The organism is Marinomonas sp. TI.3.20 (assembly GCF_038155025.1).
Taxonomy (GTDB): Bacteria; Pseudomonadota; Gammaproteobacteria; order Pseudomonadales; family Marinomonadaceae; genus Marinomonas; species Marinomonas flavescens.
Genome location: NZ_JBAKAS010000011.1, coordinates 1 through 19,736 on the forward strand (window position 1 = coordinate 1; position 19,736 = coordinate 19,736).

Consider the following 19,736-nt stretch of genomic DNA (forward strand, 5'->3'; position numbering starts at 1 on the left):
CTTCTTTTTTTGAAACGACAGTCAAAGAAGTAAAAGCGATTAATAGTAAGGTCTTTTTGATAAGCTTTACTGAAATACCAGAAGAGTTGCCATCATTCGAGATGACATTAGAAAATTTAACCTGGCAGCCTAATGTTATCTTCAAAAACAACACCATTGAAAAAAATAGAGCCCGTGGCGCTTTAACAACAACCAAAGGGAAGGTTGAAATCACAGATAACTATTTTAATAATCAAATGCACAGTGTTCTTTTAGTTGGAGATAATGACTTTTGGTATGAATCAAGCGGCACTAAAGATGTCACTATCCGTAACAATGTATTTGATCAAGTAGGATTTTCAGACATAAACGCTTATCCTTTGTATGCATTAGTGAAGTTAACAGAAAATCAGAAACACGGTATAAAACCATATCATGGACACATCTCATTTATAGATAACAAAATTAATAGCCTTAATGGACTGCTTGCGCACTCAAGCTCCGTGGATAGCTTAACAATTGAAAATAATAGCATCACATCGACCTCAACCACTTCAGAGACTATCAGCGAATCTCCTACGATAAATCTGATTTCTGTTAACAGCGCCTCTATTAAAAACAATCAATCGGTTAACTTTATAACGCCACGATTAATTAAAAGAGAAAAAGTTAACAACTTGATCCATGAAAGCAATATTGGTTTTAATTTAATTTAATCAACTCATCACCAAACAGTATAAAATAAAGATATACAGTTACCATCTCTATTTTATACTGTTTAATAACATATAAACTTCGCCACAATCCCTGACTAAAATCCTATACTTACAAACTATAAAAAAACAATAGGCATAACTTTTGCTTCTATCCATGTCGATAACACCTTGAAAACGTAGATAAAAGCAATTCACATCAAACCAATTCATATACAAATAATACTAATTTATTCAAAAATATAAAGCAGGATTACTCAATGAACCTAAAAAATATAAAACAAAAAAATATAGACTTATCCTCTTATGGAATATCAACTAATACAGATATAACTCTAAAGCTGAGTGAAATATTGATATCAATCGAAGGCATGGATAATGTAACCCTAAGCTTTCCTAAAGGCGTATATAAGATCTCAAGAAAGTATGCATTCGAAAGCTATAAAAACATTGCAAACCATGATAACAGCCTAAAGCGAATTGCATTTTTAATGAAAAATATGGATGGGCTTACAATCGATGGAAATGGCTCATTATTTATTTTTTATGATGAAGTCATCCCATTTGCAATTGAAGACTCTAGCAATGTAACGCTTAAAAACCTTAGCGTGGACTTCATTTTACCATTTCATTCCGAATTGGAAGTTGTATCATCTGATTTAAATAAAAAAAGCTTTACTGTAAAAATAAACACCGAACTCGATTGTTATAAAATTGAAAAAAAAACACATTCTGTTCAAACGATTTGACCAATGGCATCAAGTTGGAGAAAACATCGTATTTGATAAGAACACCACTGCCCCTATTTTTAACGCGTACGCTTACGAGACAACCAGCTACCCTCACGCCGTTGATCTCGGCAATAATCTGGTAGAATTTTCACAACTTGGAGAAAATGTACAACCCATTCCTGTAGGAGGAATATGGGTTACTTATGGCGAGATGTCATTAAACAGAAACACTCCTGGGATACATATTATTGATTGTAAAAATATTATTTTAGAAAATATTACCATCCATACCGCTGGCGGCATGTCTCTTATTGTCGAACGGACAGAAAATATTAAAGTTTCTCACTATAGCGTCACCCCTTCACATGACCGCATTGTATCAACACGAGCAGATGCAACTCACTTTATGAATTGTAAGGGCGAGATTATTGTTGAAAACTGCCAACTAGATCACATGCTTGATGATGGAATTAATGTCCATGGCGCTTATGTAAATATTGATTCTTATATTGGTCATAATACGTTTTTAGCATCTATAAGCCATTTTCAACAAGAAGGGATAGTGTTTGCAGACCCAGGAGACAAGGTAGCCTTCACCAAAAAAGAGACCATCTCTTCTTTTTTTGAAACGACAGTCAAAGAAGTAAAAGCGATTAATAGTAAGGTCTTTTTGATAAGCTTTACTGAAATACCAGAAGAGTTGCCATCATTCGAGATGACATTAGAAAATTTAACCTGGCAACCTAATGTCATCTTCAAAAATAATACCATAGAAAAAAATAGAGCCCGTGGAGTTTTAACAACAACCAAAGGGAAGGTTGAAATAACTGATAATTATTTAAATAATCAAATGCACAATGTTCTTTTAGTTGGAGACAATGACTTTTGGTATGAATCAAGCGGCACTCAAGATGTCATCATACGCAACAATGTATTTGATCAAGTAGGATTTTCAGACATAAATGCATATCCTCTTTATGTATTAGTAAAGTTAACAGAAAATCAGAAACACGGTATAAAGCCATATCATGGACACATATCATTTATAGATAACAAAATTAATAGCCTTAATGGACTGCTTGCGTACTCAAGCTCCGTGGATAGCTTAACAATTGAAAATAATAGCATCACATCGACGTCAACCACTTCAGAGACTATCAGCGAATTCCCTACAATAAATCTAATTTCTGTTAACAGCTCCTATATTAAAAACAACCAATCGGTTAACTTTATAACGCCACGATTAATTAAAAGAGAAAAAACCAACAACTTAATCAATAAAAATAACATTGATTTTAATTTAATTTAATCAACTCATCACCAAACAGTATAAAATAGAGACATTCAGTTACTATCTCTATTTTATACTGTTTAATAACATGCAGATCTCATTACACGCCCTTCTTAAAACCTTATCCTTAAAAAAACTGTAAGAGATATTTTTTACCAATGAAAAACAAACCAATTCAGAATCAAACTCTGAACAAAATAATTCAATTACCTATTATAAAAACCAACCACCATTGAAAAAAACAATAGGCATAACTTTTAGTTCTATCCACACAACTAATACCTTATATCCATGAAAATTTTACGAAATATTATTAAAAACATGGTATACAAACATAAAACAGTACTGCATAATTAATTTTTCAAGATAATATAATTAAAAAAATAGATTTAATCTTTATAGGAAAATCTCATGCTGAATAAACCTAACATATTTATTTTTATGACAGATCAGCAAAGAGGGGACACACTCACCAACCCCCTCATTAGTATGCCTAACATTCGATCCCTTATGAAAGATGGCTTACATTTCGCCAACACTCATTGCCCATCTCCTCACTGCTGTCCGTCACGAGCCACCTTTTTCACAGGTAAGTACCCTTCAGAACATGGAGTATGGAACAATGTTTGGGTGCAAAATACATTGTCCGATAGGCTAACGGCAGGAACTGAACTATTTTCTGAAAGTTTTGCAAAACAAGGTTACGAAATGTGGTTTTCAGGAAAATGGCATGTCAGCCGTGAAACAGGTCCTGAAGATCATGGATTTAAAGAAGCGTTTGTTACCTCTAATAAATATTCAAAGCCAAGTAAAGCAACAGCCCATATGAGCGCTGGGTGGAATGTTTATAGAGAACTTGCAAAAACAAGAGATGAAAATGATAGTACTCCTCGAAATGCAGGACAAATAAAAAGAGCGGGATACCCGAACTTCAATCATTATGGTATTAAAGAAGACCCATTTAATGACCTTAAGGTAGTAAATACTACAATAGATAAATTGAATGAGATCCCTGATAATGGCGAACCTTGGGCTTACTACGTTGGAACACTTGGCCCACATGATCCTTACTTTGTACCCCAAAGATTTCTAGATATGTATAAAGATCTAGACATAGAGCTTACAGATATTCATTTTGATAACCTTCTTGACAAGCCAAATTTGTATCAAAGAACTCAAAAAGCATTCAACCAATTAACAATAGATGAAAAGAAAGAAGCCATACGTCATTACATGGCATTTTGTACTTATGAAGACTATTTGTTTGGCTTAACCCTGGATGTACTAAAAAAACGAAATGATTATGATGACACACTCATTTTATTTACCAGTGACCATGGCGATTATAATGGTGAACATGGCCTTTGGTGCAAAGGCTTACCGGCATTTAAAGGCGCCTATCATATTCCTGCGGTTATCAGCTGGAAAAATGGTATTAAAAATCCAAACCGCACAATTGATGAACCAGTATCTCTAGCAGATTTCGCCCCCACTTTCTTAGACATTATCGGTGAAGAATCATCAAACCTTACTGGAAAAAGTTTGTTGCTATTCCTAAATGATAAAACTCCAGATAACTGGCGAGAATATTCATTCACCCAAACCAATGGTAATGAAATATACGGAATACAAAGAGCCGTATTTAATGAAAAATGGAAACTTGTTTACAACTCGTTTGATCATGATGAACTTTACAATTTGGAAAAAGATCCTGATGAATTAATCAATCTAGCAAGTGATAAAAAATATGATGAAATTAAAAAATCTTTATATACAGAGCTCTGGACTTTTGCAGAATCTGTTAAAGATAAATGCTTAAACCCATACATTATGGTGGGACTTGCTGAATATGGCCCCGCCTACGCATACAAATAAAAATAAGATTTCAATCCAATAATCTAAAAACTTTGTATAAATCTAATTCTATTGGTAAGAATAAGACAGGATAATAATAATATGAACTCTTGGGCAATACTTTCATTTATAGCATGTACCGCACTGGTTGCTTTTATTTCTTGGAAAATCACAAAGGAAGGAGATTTAACAACATCTCGTGGTTATTTTCTGGGCGGACGCGGCTTAACAGGCATACAAATTGGTACGTCAATATTATTAACAAATTGGTCAGCAGAACAGTTAATTGGACTTAATGGTCAAGGGTTTGCTGTTGGTCTTTCAAGCATGGGATGGGCAGTAACAAGTGGTATTGGCTTAATTATCATGGCCACTATTTTTCTACCCTATTTTTTAAGTCGTGGAATAACGACGCTACCAGAACTAGTTGAAGAAAGGTTTGGCAGTACTGCACGTAACTTCATGGCTTTTTGCATTCTTGTCGGCCTGGTAGTGATGCTACTTCCAGCTGTTCTATACACTGGCGCTCTGGCGCTGACTAAGCTTTTTAATATAACTGGTCTCCTAGATATTTCATATAATGTTGCATTAACCGGAACTATTGTTTTTATTGTAATAATAGGTAGTACCTATGCCATATTTGGTGGACTCAAAGCTGTTGTCATTTCTGACACAATCAATGGAATTGGCTTTTTCTTTGGCAGTATTTTAGTTCTTATTTTAGGCTTGAATGCATTAGGTGATGGTCACATCTTATCAGGCATACACAAGCTCTTAACAGTTCATCCTCAGATGCTTAATGCAGTTACACCAGTTAAAGCTACTGTTCCTTTTTCTACCTTATTCACAGGTATGATTTTGATGAATGTTTATTTTGCTTGTGCTAACCAGCTGATAATACAGCGCGCATTAGGGGCAAAGAATTTGGCTGAAGGACAAAAAGGTGTCCTCATGGCTGCGGTAATCAAGATCTTAAGTGTTGGTATATTATTAATACCAGGAGTTATTGCTTTCCATCTTTACGGTAATGAAGGGATCAATCCTGACCAAGCTTACCCTATATTGATTCATCGTTTAATGCCAAACTACATGGTTGGAATTTTTGGCGCAGTTTTATTTGGTGCTGTAATTTCAACGTTTAATTCTATCATCAATACATGCTCCACAATCTTTGCTCTAAATATTTACAAGCCACTACTCGGGAATTATGTTGAAGATATTAAATGCATCAATGCAGGGAAAAAATTTGGTTTTGCAATAGCGGTTTTTGCAGCTTGTGCGGCACCATTTATTCAATATTTAGATCATTCTGGTGTGTATATATTTGTACATAAGTTTAACGCCGCCCTGCACCTACCTGTACTATTTATTGTATTAGTTGGCATGGTTTCCAAACGAGCAACAGCTAAATCTACCATCACTGGGGCAAGTGTTTATATTGCATTGTCGTTATACTTTACTTATTTTACTCACTGGAAATTAAACTTCCTACACCAAGCAGCAATTATGTTTGCTATTAGTCTTATTATTACTTGGTTGATGACATTGAAAAATCCAGATTTATCAAACAAAAAGTTACTGCCAAAACTAGACACAGTAGATATCACACACTGGAAGCACATACGTTTAGGATGCGTCATTGTATCTGTGATGATGGTTGCCGCTTATGCTCTTGCATCATCGATTGGTGTTGTAACAAATCCTGATAATATAAGTCGTAATGTACTTATCATTCTAGCCACCTCTATAATATCTATTTTTATTCTAAATATTGTTGTCAAAACTTTTATGAATAAAATACAGGCTAAAAGAAAAGTTAATATGCAACTAGATCCAGTAGAGCAATGCTAAACGCTTATATTTAAAATTAATGAATATCTAAAACTCTAGTTATTCTAGAGTTTGTTTTCAAGTAGTGAGTTTTTTGACATAAAAATAATAAGGTCTAATGTAATGAAGAAAATAATTCTAACTTTTGCTATCCCATCGATCATAATGACATCCGCACATGCTGCTACACTTTTTCAAACATCAAATGGCTCCAATCTAAATTTGTATGGCCATGTACGTGCTGACCTGACTGATGCGGGCCACGGTACTAAAGGCACTGCTGTAGGCAATAGCAAGCAAGGTGATCTCACAACCACTGCATTACTTGGTATTCAAGGGCAGAAACATGTCAATAATGATGTTACCTTGTTTACTAAAGGCGAATGGCAAGTTGCTGGTCAGAGTAGTGACGGGAATAAATTTTTCCCTCGTAAAGTCTATGTAGGTGCTGATTTCGGCAAAGGTGGCACCCTGACTATTGGACAGCACCATGACCTTATTTATACCAGTCTCATTCACGCCGTAGATATCTTTGATGAATGGGGAAAAGGGACTATGAAAGGAATATATGGAAAGACCTTCCAGCCAAGTCAGGTTGTTTACTCCAACAATATTGGCAATCTAGATATTATGACCAGCTATCAATTCCGGAATTCTGATGGCTTAGACAAAGGAGGTATAGATTTATTTGCGCCAAGTACAACTCCTGAAACTGTTCAGGATAACGCTTATGCAATAGCTGCTATCTATCATACAAATTTAGGGCTAAATTTGCATGCAGCTTACGCTCGCCAGAACTATGGCTACTCTTCATTTGCAAAAAATTCTGATGGGAAAATTGATACCTATGGAGCAGGAGCTGATTACAACTTAAACGCTTTATACATGAGTTTTATTTACATAGGTTCAAAAACTAATACTGGCGAAGCCTCTAAAAACTTACTGTACATTAATACTTATAACTTAGTCGCTTCTTACCAAATAGATCAATACAAACTCTATACCGGTTATGGCATTCAACACCGCAATGGTAGTGAAATTTCTAGCATTGGTTACACACCTATTAAGTCTTATAAATTAGGCGTTCAATATTTTGTCACACCGCTCACTAAGGTTTGGCTTGAATATCGTCATAACAACGGTGACTTAAAACCAGAGGATAATTTTGATGATAGCACTCTTGGATATGCTAAAAATGAAATAGCGCTAACAGGCCAATACAATTTTTAGAATAATTGATAGAGGAATATAATTCAAAGTTAGAAATATAGATATTATTTCCCCTCAATTTATATTATTCGATCAATATTGCACTCACATCATAGATCTACACTCAACTTAAACAGGTAAAGAAATACGCTCAGTTGAATATAATATTCATCAGATTTTTCTTCGATGACAGATAAAAATGAGAATCTATATTCAACTGACCATTTACCTAATAGTTCGAATCTACAACTTAAAAAACATAGTTCAAAACAAGATAGCCAAAAACAAATAACCATTCAATTTTCTAGAGCATAAATAAAATTAACAAATAAATCATTATACAATTCGCTCAATTAAAAAAGATAGATAAGCTAGATTTTTCATAAAAAAGCTTATTTTTATACTCTCCACCTCCCCCTTAAAATATAAAAAATAATTATTTCATCTACTTTCATGGCGCATAATTTAAAAATAAAATCTTAGTAAATTGATGAACTTTAAAGCTCACTCATGATATCCTAAATTACTTTTATATCATTAAATAAAAACCTACTGAGACATAACCTTTTGGAATACCCATGAGACCAATATGTTATATCAATAGGAATTAATAAAACTTAACAAAATAAACATTTCTCTTTTAATATACAAACATGAAAACTCAATGCATAATCCCTTTATATCTATTAATAATAATTATAATACCTTCATTATAAACAGGAAGACTCATGCAAAAAAATCCTAATGTTTTAGTTTTTATGACAGATCAGCAGCGAGGAGACTCTGTTTACGATGCTAGAATATTAATGCCTAACACACGCAAATTAATGCAAGATGGATTGGCTTTTACCGAAAGCTATTGCCCTGCCCCTCACTGTTGCCCATCACGAGCCTCTTTCTTTACAGGTCAATACCCAACTCAACACGGTGTTTGGAACAATGTGTGTGTTCAAAACACGTTATCAAGACGCCTTAACCCTGAAACCGAATTATTTAGTCACCAACTAAAAAAACAGGGCTATCAACAATTTTTTGCAGGGAAATGGCACGTTTGTTATGACACTGGACCTGAGGATCATGGTTTTGAAGAGCTTTATGTCACCTGTAATAAAGAATCTAAAAATGATCCAACGAATAGATCAATGTCTCCAAGCTGGGAAATATATAAAAATATTCCTACCGAGTCTCGCGACAGATATGAAGGTGAAATCCTAAGACCTGGTTACCCTAACTACATTCATTATGGCGTAACGGAAAATCCTTTTAATGATGAAGATGTTGTCGATTCTGCTTTGGTAAAACTGAAGACGTTACGCGAATCAGACACGCCTTGGATGATGTATATAGGGACACTCGGCCCACATGATCCATACTTTGTTCCACAAGCGTTTTTAGATCTGTACGAGAATGTTGAAGTAGAGCTTTCTGATATTCATTATGATTCTATGGATAAAAAGCCTGTTTATAATAAAAAAATTAAAACACTTTTTGACCAACTTTCCATTGATGAAAAGAAACAAGCCATTAAACATTATTGGGCCTTCTGTACTTATGAAGATCACTTGATTGGCTTAGTAATAGATGAACTTAAATGTCATGACAATTTCGATGACACACTTATTTTATTGGTAAGTGATCATGGGGATTACAATGGTGAGCACGGTTTATGGTGTAAAGGGCTGCCTGCTTATAAAGGGGCTTACCACATCCCAACTATCGCACACTGGCCAAATGGGATCAGTGATCCAGGAAGAACCATAACCGATCTCATTTCTTTAGCTGATATCGCACCAACACTTCTCGACATTGTTGACTGCAAAATGACTCAACCAATTGTTGGAAAAAGCTTACTTCCCTACTTTTATAACCAACAGAAGCAGCCCTTACACCCATTCTTACACACACAAACGAATGGTAATGAAATTTATGGCATCCAACGGTCTGTTTTTAATAAAGAATGGAAGCTTGTATTTAACACCTTTGATAATGATGAGTTGTACGATTTAAAGAATGACCCTAATGAATTGAATAACTTAATAGATGAAGAATCCTCTTTACCTATTATCGAGACACTTTATAAGGAACTATGGAAGTTCGCAAAGGAAACAAATGACACTATTATTAATCCATACATATTAGTTGGATTAGCTAAATTTGGCCCAGCAATACTATAAAAATAAAGAGGTTTTACTATGAATACTTGGACTTTATTAAGCTTTATTGGCTTTACCTTACTCGTTGCTATTATTTCGTATATTGCGACGAAAAAAGAAGATCTAAATAGCAACGATGGTTATTTCTTAGGTGGTCGAAGCCTAACCGGAATATCGATTGGTTTCTCAATTCTTTTAACTAACTGGTCTGCTGAGCAGTTAATTGGCTTAAACGGTCAAGGTTACAGCGTTGGTCTATCTAATATGGGGTGGGCTGTGACATCCGCTCTAGGCTTTGTTTTACTTGCCTGTGTCTTCCTTCCTTTTTTCCTTAAAAAGGGTATTACTACAATACCTGACTATATCGAACAAAGGTTTGGACCTGTTGCACGAAACTTCATTGCTTGGGTTATCCTCATCAATATGGCCGCGGTTGCACTACCAACAGTTTTATATGCTGGTGCGTTAGGGTTAAGTCGAATATTTGATGTGGCCTCTCTGTTTAATATTTCTGAAAACTCAGCACTCATTGTCTCAATTATATTCATTGCTGTTGTTGGTAGCATCTATGCCATCTTCGGTGGTCTTAAAGCCGTTGTTATCTCAGATACTGTAAATGGTATTGGTTTCTTTATCGGTAGTATTCTCATTCTATTCCTAGGTTTGCACGCACTAGGTGATGGTGACAGCTTTGCCGGTGTAAAAACCTTAATCACAAAAGACCCACAAATGCTTAATGCGGTAAGCTCTCCTAAGGTTAACGTACCGTTCGCAGCTATTTTCACCGGCATGCTACTGATTAATATCTACTTCTCCTGTACCAACCAGGTCATTATTCAACGAGCTTTTGGCGCCAAAAGTGTTGCTGAAGGGCAAAAAGGCGTACTGTTTGCTGGCGTGATCAAAATTGTCAGTATTTTAATATTGATCGTCCCTGGCATTATTGCTTACCACCTTTATGGCAGTGAAGGAATCAAGGCTGATGAAGCTTATCCTTTATTGGTTAATCGATTATTGCCTGCTTCGCTTGTTGGTTTTTTCGGTGCCATATTGTTCGGAGCAATAATTTCTACTTTTAATTCGACCATTAACTCATGCTCAACAATCTTTGCTGTCAACATTTACAAACCACTTAAAGGTGGAAATATTTCTAGCATTCAAGACATTAAAGCTGGGAAGATATTTGGTACTGGATTAGCCATTTTTGCGGCTATCTGCGCACCTTATATTAAAAATGCACCTCAAGGGCTTTACATGTTTATGCAGGAATTTAACGCCTTATTTACCGTTCCTATTTTGTTAATGGTCGTTGTGGGCATGTTCTGGAAAAAAGCATCAGCGAAATCGACGATTCCAGGTATGGTTACTTATATGGTCCTCTATCTGTTCTTTAAATTTGGCTATACTGGTTGGGATTTGAACTTCCTACATAAAACAGCTATTTACTTTGCTGCTGGTTTAGCTGTTTCAATCGTACTTACTCACATGTACCCAGCTGAAGATAAAGCAAAAGAAGAGGAACACTCCCCTGTTAATATTGAGAACTGGAAATATTTGCGCTTAGGGAGTATCGTAACTATCGTGCTTATGGTTGTTACCTATGCTATAGCATCACCAATAGGCATAGTAGCACCTTGGGAAGAAATTCCAGGCAATCTTACTAAGATTTTAATAGCTGGGTTAGTTGCTATCTTTGCATTGAACTTTATAGTCAAGAAAGTTTCAAATTCATTTGATAAGAAAATACAATCTCTTTAATCAAGCAAAGAAGTTAGTTTATAAAGATATATTCTAGCTAGACAGAGTAAGTAATATAATAATGTCGAATACATACGTGTTCGACATTATTTTTATTTCATACTAAGATATGATAAAGATATTTAATCCTACTATTTACTGAATTCTTCAAAAGGCAATGTCATGAATAAAACCCTAATACACTTCACTAAAGCGGCAGACCATATGTCAATTAGTCAAGCTAGTATTGAATTAGGCATCAGTCAGCCAGCCCTTAGTAAGAGCATACGATCCCTAGAAAACAAATTAGGGGTTACTCTCGTAAAAAGACACCCTAGAGGTATCCGATTAACTCCTGAAGGGGAAATCGTTTACATGAGAGCTCAAAAAATAGAATTTGAAATGCAAGCGATTGAGCGTGACATTAATACTCTACATTATGATCGTCAAACCTTAAAGATTGGAGCTGGTCCAGCTTGGCAAAAACCAATTACTTCTATATTACCTTTTTTTTTAGAACGCTTTCCAAATGTTGATATTTCCATTAAATCAGCTCCTATTAGCGAATTAATGTTACCATTATTTGATGACAATCTTGATTTAGCTTTTGGCGGGGAAAATGGGCAAGACTTATCAAAAAATAATGGATTGGCATTTACCCCTATTATTGACAGTCATTTAACTGTCCTTAGCCGGAAAAAACATCCATTAAATATCAACAAAACCCATCAGATTAGTTCTTTATCTAATTTTCCATGGATTGCATTTCAATCATCATCCAATATATTAAATCACATTAATAATTTATTAGAGCGTGAAGGAGGGAGTCGAGTTAGGTATATTTTAGAAACTGAATTTCTTGATATGGCATTAGAGACGGTAAAAAACACCGATGCCTTATTATGTATTTCTGATCAATTATTTAAACAACTGAATGACGACTCACTCGTTGCACTAGATTTATCCGAACCTATTTGGCATTTCCACTTAGGCGCTTGGACTAAACCTAAACATAGCAGAAGTGTATTGGTAAATGAATTTTTGACTATGTTAGAAAAAAAATTACGTCCTCTATAATATATAGCTTTGGATTAAATTTGTCATACTAGATAGAAAAATCAACAGCGCTGCAATACATAAAATTGCGCTAAGAAGTCGCTTAACCCAGATTGCACTTTTAGTCGTTAACTCACCTTCAAACTCAAATCCTGCAGTACGATAGACATAGACAATATAAAAAATAAACGTTAATACTGCCAAAGTTATACCTGCATATAAAACCGCAGCATTCTGATTGCTATACCCTACCCTAATAACCACTAGAACATTAATTAATAATACAAAAATGGTTCTAGACCAAGATAAGGATGTTCTTTGCGGCTGTAAACCACCGTCAGAGACACGCTTTACTGTCATCACTATGTCCTATAGTAAAGCATCAAATATACGATAAAAATAATCACGGCAATCATCACAAAGCTAATAACAGCCAAAACGCGTGTATATTTTAGCTCAGCATCCTGTCGCATGGCCTTTTCATTGTCAGACCAGCGACGATAGGCATAAAACGACAGAACCGCTGAAAACAAGCTTAATACAAGGACTAAAATTTCTCGATATAATTCAGGCGCAATATTAGGGGCTAATTGATCAATACCAATTGATGCCGCTAAAAAAGCCAAAGCCGTGCGAATCCATGCTAAAAAAGTACGCTCATTTGCAAGTGTAAATCGATAGTCAGGAGCTTTTCCTGTTTTACGCCACATATTATATTTCCTTCATATAACTTATTATCTAATATCTGAATTAACCAGCAAAACAACAGCGCTTAAATTTTTCACCGCTACCACAAGGGCATTGGCTATTTTTTGACACCTTAAACATAGAATAAAGTAATTTAGGTTGCTGTTGAATAATCGCCATTATATTAGCTGGAGACTGTTTATTATTGATCAAAGCCGCCATCAATCTCATATAAGGCTCAGTATGTTTGAAAAAATTAGTGTAACCTGAGCAAAAATAATTATGGTTTAAGAAACCACTTCGGGACACGGAAAATCGGTGTTTGGGGCATCCACCATGACAAGCAAATTTATATTCACACTTTAAACAGTCATCATTAAGCGTTTTGGCTTTGTCTTGACCAAATTTCTTAGCAGCCGGACTATTGTTCATTTCTTTGATGCTAATCTCATGAATGTTACCTAATAAATGTTCAGGGTAGACAAAATGATCGCACTGATATAAATCGCCATTTGATTCTAAGGCAAATGCATGACCACAAGTTTCTGAGGTAATACAAGAACCTGATGAATGACCGCACCACGTGGCTAATGTTGAGTCGAACATATTCACAAAAATACGTCCTACATCGGCTTTCACCCATACATCAAAAACACCGTTTAAAAAATCACCATAACGCTTAGAAGGCACTGACCATGAAGTTACATTTGCTTCAATTTCATCAGGGAGCACCAAGGTCAATGCTTGAGTGTCTTCAGTGGTATTCACCGCTTCCCTTTCTACTAAAGGAATAAACTGGAGATATGTGGAGCCAATTTGCTTTAAGAACTCATACACTCGTTCAGGGTGCTGTGCATTAAGGTCATGAATGACCGTCAATGTGTTGAACTCTATACGATGTTTTTTAAGGTACTCAATGCCTTTCATTACCTTGGCATGTGTAGATTTATTCGTCCGTGTCACACGGTAAGCATCATGCAAGTCTTGAGGTCCATCGATGGAAACACCAATCAAGAAATTATTTGCCTTAAATAACTCACACCACTCATCGTTTAACAAGATAGCATTAGTTTGAAATGCATGACTAATCCGTTTATTGCCGGCATATTTCGCGCACAAGGCAACCACTTTTCGGTAAAAGTCGACACCCATTAAAGTGGGCTCACCACCTTGCCAAGCAAATTGCACTTCTAAGCCCATTTGAGCTTCAATATGTTGTTGAATGTACCGCTCTAGAGTGTCTTCCGTCATTCTCCAGTTTTTATTCTGCTCTGGGTACAGTTTTTCTTTCTCTAGATAAAAGCAATAAGTGCAATCTAGATTGCAAATAGAGCTACTTGGTTTTGCCATTACATGGCAGCCAGCTACAGTAGATTGAGTCATACAAACACCTTAGGTACATTCAATTTATTCAGCCAATTATCGCAACAGTGACATTGTCACGACGCAACAACTGGCTACAACACATTTCTTATATTTATTAATCGATAAGTCAGCTTAGTTCAAACTGATATGTCGTCTGATGGCGATAGTCATCGCCGGCTTTTAAAATACTATCGCTCATGGACCATTCTGGATGATTTGGAGAGTCCGGCAGAAATTGCGTTTCAAACGCAAAGCCCGCGTAGTTAGTATAATGTTTACCACCACGTTTCGGACAATCCTTTAGAAAATTTCCAGTATACAACTGCCCTGCAGGCATCGTTGTCATTACTTTCATCGTTACTTTTTCATCAGGTGACTGGACGGTACTGACAATAGGCGCACCACCAGCAGGAAATAGATATGAGTGATCATAACCTCCTACACTTTTCTGATGATCGTCTTTTAAAAAGTCTTGGCGAATGGTTTTCTTTGTTTGGAAATCAAAACCTGTACCATCGACAGAGACAGCATCTGAAATAGGCACCCCTGAATCATTCGTTGGTAAATATTTATCTGCGTTGATAACCAACAAATGATCTCGACAATCCATTAAGTCACTCTCACCTTGTAGATTAAAGTAAGCATGGTTAGTCAGATTGACAGGACAATCTTGATCACAGTGAGCATGATAAGAAATTTCAACGCCATTAACCTGCGATAAACGGTAGCAAACAGTCACATCCAGTTTGCCAGGAAAACCTTGATCGCCATCCGGAGAACACAGCCCATACACTACATGCTGGTCAGAAAGCTCAAGCACTTCCCAACGACGAGAATTGAAGCCCTCGACACCGCCATGTAAACAGTGATCGCCCTGATTTTTTGAGATCGAAAAGTTTTTACCATTCAATACAAACTGTGCGTTCTTAATACGGTTCGCAAAGCGCCCTACCGTCGCACCTAAATAACCTGTTTGCTGATAAAAACCTTCCATTGTATCAATACCAAGCAACACTTCTCTATGCTCATTTACTAATGGCAAGGTGCAACTTAACCAAGTTGCACCTATGTCCATAAACGTCGCCGTTATTCCTGCACTGTTTTTTAGGGTCACCAGCTTAGCTGGCTTCCCATCTTTAGCAACATCATTCATATTGCTGTGTAACAATTGAACGCTTGCAGGGTATAAACTCATTACGCCAACTCCACAGAGCCTGCACCGTCAGTAGCATTACAAATATAAATGGTTTCTTTTAAGCCACTTATTGCTTGATACTGCTCTTCAACAGCGCTCTTAACCGCATCAACTAGAACGGGTGGAACAAGCGCGACAACACACCCGCCAAAACCACCACCAGTCATACGCACGCCACCTTTTGTGCCAATAACGCCTTTCACAATATCCACAAGAGCATCCACTTCTGGGCATGTGATTTCAAAATCATCTCGCATTGAGGTATGCGATTGCTCCATTAATACTGCCAAACGCGCCATATCCTCATCTCTAAGGGCATGGGCAGCTTCAACAGTACGCGCATTCTCTGTAATGACATGTCGAGCTCGTTTCGCAACGACTTCTTCTAACCCAGCTTTGCGGTTGTTAAACATATCGATATCAACATCTCGCAATGCTTTCACGCCAAAAAATTCTGCAGCAGTTTCACACTGAACACGACGGGTATTGTATTCGCTACCCACCAAGCCACGCTGTTTATTCGAGTTAATGATCACAATCGCCATGCTTTCAGGCATAGAAACTTCTTCTGTTTCTAACGATCTGCAATCAATCAAAAGAGAATGGTTACGCTTCCCTTTTGCTGAAATCAACTGATCCATAATGCCGCAATTACAACCGACAAACTGGTTCTCTGCCTGCTGTCCATTTAATGCAATATCTTGCTGAGAGATATCCAAGTTATACAGTGTTTTGAAGGTTTGCCCAATAACCACTTCTAATGCCGCTGACGAACTCAAGCCTGCACCTTGTGGAACGTTCCCGCTTACCACAATATCCGCACCATTGAACTCATAACCGCGTTTCTGAAGGCAATCAATTACGCCACGAATGTAATTAACCCACATAGTATCGTTATCAAACTCAAGCGGTTTTGAGATATCAAACTCATTCACTTGATTATCATAATCAACCGCTATAACGCGTACAATCGAGTCGTCACGAACGGTTGCCGCTACTGCTGCTTGATAATCAATAGCGCAAGGTAAAACGAAGCCATCATTATAATCTGTATGCTCACCAATCAAATTAACTCGACCTGGTGCTTGAATAATATGATCTGCAGCCTGACCAAAAATAGACTTAAATGTGTCGGATACTACTTGGATCGGCTGGTTTGAAGAATCAGTCATAATTTTTTTCCTATTTATTTTTATCTTCTAGCGCTCCCTACAGAAAAGGCTAGGTATAGAGTGTTAATCAAGAAATTCGTATTTTATGCTTTGTAATGCACATCACTTAAGACACGAAGACGTTCAGCGGCTTGCTCTGCCGTTAAGTCGCGCTGACTTTCAGCCAACATTTCGTAACCGACCATGAATTTCTTAACCGTAGCGGAGCGAAGCAATGGCGGATAAAACAACGCATGTAATTGCCAATGTTCTGTCCCTTTGTCTTCTATAGCGTCGTCATTTTCGAAGAATGGCGCATAATGCCAACCCATAGAGTAAGGAAAAGAACATTGAAACAAGTTGTCGTAACGGCTAGTAAGCTTTTTCATTGCTAACGCCAAATCATCACGCTGTGCATCCGTTAGTTCACTCATTCGACGAACATGAACTTTAGGCAACAACATAGTTTCAAATGGCCAAGCCGCCCAATAAGGAACAACGGCAATCCAATGTTCAGTTTCTACTACCGTACGAGAACCGTCTTTTAATTCTGCTTGTACGTAATCAACCAACAAGTTAGAACCATGCTCCTGATAATAATCACGTAGGTTTTTATCTTTACGTTCAATTTCATTTGGCAGAAAACTGTTCGCCCAAACTTGCCCATGAGGATGAGGTTGAGAGCACCCCATCGCCTCACCTTTGTTCTCAAACACTTGCACCCACAGGTAATCTTTACCTAGCTCTTCTACCTGATCATTCCAAGTGTCTACCACATTGCGAATTTGTGAAACAGGAAGCTCTGGTAGCGTTTTACTATGATCGGGAGAGAAGCAAATGACTCGACTTAACCCACGAACACCTTGAGTTTTAAACAATGGATTGTCTGACTTAGGCGCATCAGGAGAGTCCGGCATTAACGCAGCAAAGTCATTCTGAAAAACATAAGTACCTTTGTAGTCAGGGTTAACATCGCCTGATACTCGAGTATTTGTTGGGCAAAGAAAACAAGAAGCCTCATAAGAGCTTACATTGGCTGGGGCCGCTTTCTCGTCTTGACCACTCCATGGGCGCTTAGCACGATGTGGAGAAACCAAAACCCACTGACCGGTCAATGGGTTGTAACGACGATGTGGATGATCAACGGGATTAAATGTTATTTCTGACATTGTTTTCTACTCTCTTGTTCTGACGCTCAATCTAAACACCTCCAGAATCATCATGTAGATGATTCTGGAGGAGATCATTAAACAGTGGATTTTACCGCTTACTCTGACGACTAATCTTGGTAGCCTTGAGGATTTTTCGACTGCCAGCGCCACGTATCCGCGGTCATAGCAGCAACATCTCGATGTGCTTTCCAGCCTAGGTCTTTCTCAGCTTTGGCAGTGCTTGCCCAACATTCTGCAATATCGCCAGGACGACGTGGTTGCACTTCATAAGCGATATCATGACCACAAGCCGTAGAAAAGGCGTTTACCATATCTAATACACTACTGCCTTTACCCGTACCCAAGTTATAAATATGCAGTCCAGGTTTGTTAGTCAGCGCATTTAAAGCAGCCAAATGACCATCGGCTAAATCTACCACATGGACATAGTCACGAACCCCAGTACCATCTGGCGTTGGGTAATCATCACCAAACACGGCCAATTTTTCACGACGACCGACTGCTACTTGAGCAATAAAAGGCATTAAATTATTCGGAATTCCTTGAGGGTCTTCGCCCATGGTGCCAGATGAATGGGCACCTACTGGATTGAAGTAACGTAGCAAGGTAATGCTCCAATCATCTTCTGCGGCAAATAAATCACGAAAGCATTCTTCAACAATATACTTACTACGGCCGTAAGGGTTAGTTGTTGCCCCTGTTGGTGAATCTTCTGTAATAGGCACTTCTTGTGGGTCGCCATACACAGTAGCTGAAGAACTAAATATGATGTTTTTCACACCCGCATGACGCATTGCACGAGCCAAAACCAATGACCCATTTACGTTGTTATCATAATATTCAAGCGGTTTAGCAACCGATTCGCCTACCGATTTTAAACCAGCAAAATGAATAACCGCCTGAACATCATGTTCGACTAATACAGAATTAAGAAACGCTTCGTCGCGCACATCACCAAGATGAAAAGCAGGTCGCGACCCTGCTAATGCCTCAATACGACTCAGCACCTCTTCTTTACTGTTAGATAGATTATCAATGACAATTGGCTGATGGCCCGCAGCAATCAATTGCACACATGTATGGCTTCCGATATAACCCAAACCGCCTGTCACTAATACCTTCATAATCACCTCTAAACTTTATAAAGCATGTAAACGATTACATGCCGTTAATTGAAGTATTAAACTAGATTTATCGATAAAAATCGATAAAAAAAGAAATTTAATGTTCTTTTATTGTAAACGATACCATTACAGATAAAAACACTCAAAAAGCGCCTTTCACATTTCATATGATACTTTTACGATCTGAGCGATCCTAGTGAAAGTTATAAGATTGTTACCCTGCCCAAAAAGAACCCCATTCTCCCCTCTCATTTCTGTAATACCGGCGGCTCTGAATAAAGAAAAGAAGCTGATCTTAAAAGCTAAACCTGCGGTGACCCTTGAAAATCCAACCTATTAACTTATCGTGGGTACGCTGCTATCCGCTTGTCAGAATGTAATAATTTGCAGGCACAATGATCGGCAGATAATTAAGCGAGAAATAAGATAAAAATTGTCAGAAACAAACATCATATGTTATAAACATACTATCTTTTAATTGACTGAATC

15 protein-coding genes and 1 pseudogene are annotated in these 19,736 nt (G+C 37.2%); 9 read left to right on the forward strand and 7 right to left on the reverse strand.

Going from position 1 to position 19,736, the window contains the following annotated elements; translation table 11 throughout:
• From V6259_RS11840 to V6259_RS11880, 9 genes and pseudogenes are all read left to right on the forward strand, one after another.
• Positions 1-695: pseudogene (locus V6259_RS11840) on the forward strand (hypothetical protein); the annotation flags it as partial.
• A 257-nt stretch (positions 696-952) separates the two neighbouring features.
• Complete coding sequence (locus tag V6259_RS11845; protein ID WP_341584662.1) at positions 953-1,441, forward strand: hypothetical protein; 489 nt, start codon at positions 953-955, stop codon at positions 1,439-1,441.
• Positions 1,407-2,732, forward strand: coding sequence for an alpha-1,3-galactosidase-related protein (locus V6259_RS11850; protein ID WP_341584663.1), 1,326 nt, complete (start codon positions 1,407-1,409; stop codon positions 2,730-2,732). Before V6259_RS11845 ends, V6259_RS11850 begins: the two co-directional genes overlap by 35 nt.
• 393 nt (positions 2,733-3,125) lie before the next feature.
• A complete protein-coding gene (locus V6259_RS11855; RefSeq protein WP_341584664.1) occupies positions 3,126-4,589 on the forward strand; it encodes a sulfatase-like hydrolase/transferase in 1,464 nt (487 codons plus the stop codon).
• An 81-nt stretch (positions 4,590-4,670) separates the two neighbouring features.
• Positions 4,671-6,419 (forward strand): solute:sodium symporter family transporter, encoded by a 1,749-nt coding sequence (locus V6259_RS11860; protein ID WP_341584665.1) that lies wholly within the window; start codon positions 4,671-4,673, stop codon positions 6,417-6,419.
• A gap of 102 nt (positions 6,420-6,521) precedes the next feature.
• Positions 6,522-7,628, forward strand: a complete 1,107-nt coding sequence (locus V6259_RS11865) for a porin (RefSeq protein WP_341584666.1) — start codon at positions 6,522-6,524, stop codon at positions 7,626-7,628.
• Positions 7,629-8,335: 707 nt separating this feature from the next.
• Positions 8,336-9,781 carry a sulfatase-like hydrolase/transferase gene (locus tag V6259_RS11870; RefSeq protein WP_341584667.1) on the forward strand — a complete coding sequence of 482 codons (1,446 nt, stop codon included), beginning with the start codon at positions 8,336-8,338 and terminating at the stop codon, positions 9,779-9,781.
• A gap of 18 nt (positions 9,782-9,799) precedes the next feature.
• Complete coding sequence (locus V6259_RS11875) at positions 9,800-11,518, forward strand: solute:sodium symporter family transporter (protein WP_341584668.1); 1,719 nt, start codon at positions 9,800-9,802, stop codon at positions 11,516-11,518.
• A 162-nt stretch (positions 11,519-11,680) separates the two neighbouring features.
• Positions 11,681-12,574, forward strand: a complete 894-nt coding sequence (locus V6259_RS11880; RefSeq protein WP_341584669.1) for a LysR family transcriptional regulator — start codon at positions 11,681-11,683, stop codon at positions 12,572-12,574.
• Here V6259_RS11880 and V6259_RS11885 read toward each other — a convergent pair.
• The 7 genes from V6259_RS11885 to galE all read right to left on the reverse strand — a co-directional run bounded on the left by V6259_RS11885 (position 12,569) and on the right by galE (position 19,247).
• A complete protein-coding gene (locus tag V6259_RS11885; RefSeq protein WP_341584670.1) occupies positions 12,569-12,913 on the reverse strand; it encodes a DUF202 domain-containing protein in 345 nt (114 codons plus the stop codon). The two genes, V6259_RS11880 and V6259_RS11885, sit on opposite strands and share 6 nt — an antisense overlap.
• A 2-nt stretch (positions 12,914-12,915) precedes the next feature.
• Positions 12,916-13,263, reverse strand: a complete 348-nt coding sequence (locus V6259_RS11890) for a YidH family protein (RefSeq protein WP_133012082.1) — start codon at positions 13,261-13,263, stop codon at positions 12,916-12,918.
• Between the two features lie 40 nt (positions 13,264-13,303).
• Positions 13,304-14,623: an anaerobic sulfatase maturase gene (locus V6259_RS11895; RefSeq protein WP_341584671.1), complete on the reverse strand. Its 1,320-nt coding sequence runs from the start codon at positions 14,621-14,623 to the stop codon at positions 13,304-13,306.
• Between the two features lie 109 nt (positions 14,624-14,732).
• Positions 14,733-15,800: a galactose-1-epimerase gene (gene galM, locus V6259_RS11900; protein WP_341584672.1), complete on the reverse strand. Its 1,068-nt coding sequence runs from the start codon at positions 15,798-15,800 to the stop codon at positions 14,733-14,735.
• Positions 15,800-16,972 carry a galactokinase gene (galK, locus tag V6259_RS11905; protein WP_341584673.1) on the reverse strand — a complete coding sequence of 391 codons (1,173 nt, stop codon included), beginning with the start codon at positions 16,970-16,972 and terminating at the stop codon, positions 15,800-15,802. The genes galM and galK overlap by 1 nt, the downstream gene beginning before the upstream one ends.
• An 83-nt stretch (positions 16,973-17,055) precedes the next feature.
• Positions 17,056-18,120, reverse strand: coding sequence for a UDP-glucose--hexose-1-phosphate uridylyltransferase (locus tag V6259_RS11910; protein WP_341584674.1), 1,065 nt, complete (start codon positions 18,118-18,120; stop codon positions 17,056-17,058).
• 110 nt (positions 18,121-18,230) lie between these two features.
• The gene (galE, locus tag V6259_RS11915; protein ID WP_341584675.1) at positions 18,231-19,247 is read right to left on the reverse strand and encodes a UDP-glucose 4-epimerase GalE; all 1,017 of its coding nucleotides are present in this window, start codon (positions 19,245-19,247) and stop codon (positions 18,231-18,233) included.
• Positions 19,248-19,736: the final 489 nt, after the last annotated feature.

What these genes read in the sequence shown, in the direction of transcription:
- galM (WP_341584672.1), bottom strand. Translation starts at nt 15,800, where the DNA reads ATGAGTTTATACCCTGCAAGCGTTCAATTGTTACACAGCAATATGAAT.
- V6259_RS11870 (WP_341584667.1), top strand. Translation starts at nt 8,336, where the DNA reads ATGCAAAAAAATCCTAATGTTTTAGTTTTTATGACAGATCAGCAGCGA.
- V6259_RS11885 (WP_341584670.1), bottom strand. Translation starts at nt 12,913, where the DNA reads ATGACAGTAAAGCGTGTCTCTGACGGTGGTTTACAGCCGCAAAGAACA.
- V6259_RS11845 (WP_341584662.1), top strand. Translation starts at nt 953, where the DNA reads ATGAACCTAAAAAATATAAAACAAAAAAATATAGACTTATCCTCTTAT.
- V6259_RS11855 (WP_341584664.1), top strand. Translation starts at nt 3,126, where the DNA reads ATGCTGAATAAACCTAACATATTTATTTTTATGACAGATCAGCAAAGA.
- V6259_RS11880 (WP_341584669.1), top strand. Translation starts at nt 11,681, where the DNA reads ATGAATAAAACCCTAATACACTTCACTAAAGCGGCAGACCATATGTCA.
- V6259_RS11890 (WP_133012082.1), bottom strand. Translation starts at nt 13,263, where the DNA reads ATGTGGCGTAAAACAGGAAAAGCTCCTGACTATCGATTTACACTTGCA.
- V6259_RS11865 (WP_341584666.1), top strand. Translation starts at nt 6,522, where the DNA reads ATGAAGAAAATAATTCTAACTTTTGCTATCCCATCGATCATAATGACA.
- V6259_RS11895 (WP_341584671.1), bottom strand. Translation starts at nt 14,623, where the DNA reads ATGACTCAATCTACTGTAGCTGGCTGCCATGTAATGGCAAAACCAAGT.
- galK (WP_341584673.1), bottom strand. Translation starts at nt 16,972, where the DNA reads ATGACTGATTCTTCAAACCAGCCGATCCAAGTAGTATCCGACACATTT.
- V6259_RS11860 (WP_341584665.1), top strand. Translation starts at nt 4,671, where the DNA reads ATGAACTCTTGGGCAATACTTTCATTTATAGCATGTACCGCACTGGTT.
- V6259_RS11875 (WP_341584668.1), top strand. Translation starts at nt 9,800, where the DNA reads ATGAATACTTGGACTTTATTAAGCTTTATTGGCTTTACCTTACTCGTT.
- V6259_RS11910 (WP_341584674.1), bottom strand. Translation starts at nt 18,120, where the DNA reads ATGTCAGAAATAACATTTAATCCCGTTGATCATCCACATCGTCGTTAC.
- galE (WP_341584675.1), bottom strand. Translation starts at nt 19,247, where the DNA reads ATGAAGGTATTAGTGACAGGCGGTTTGGGTTATATCGGAAGCCATACA.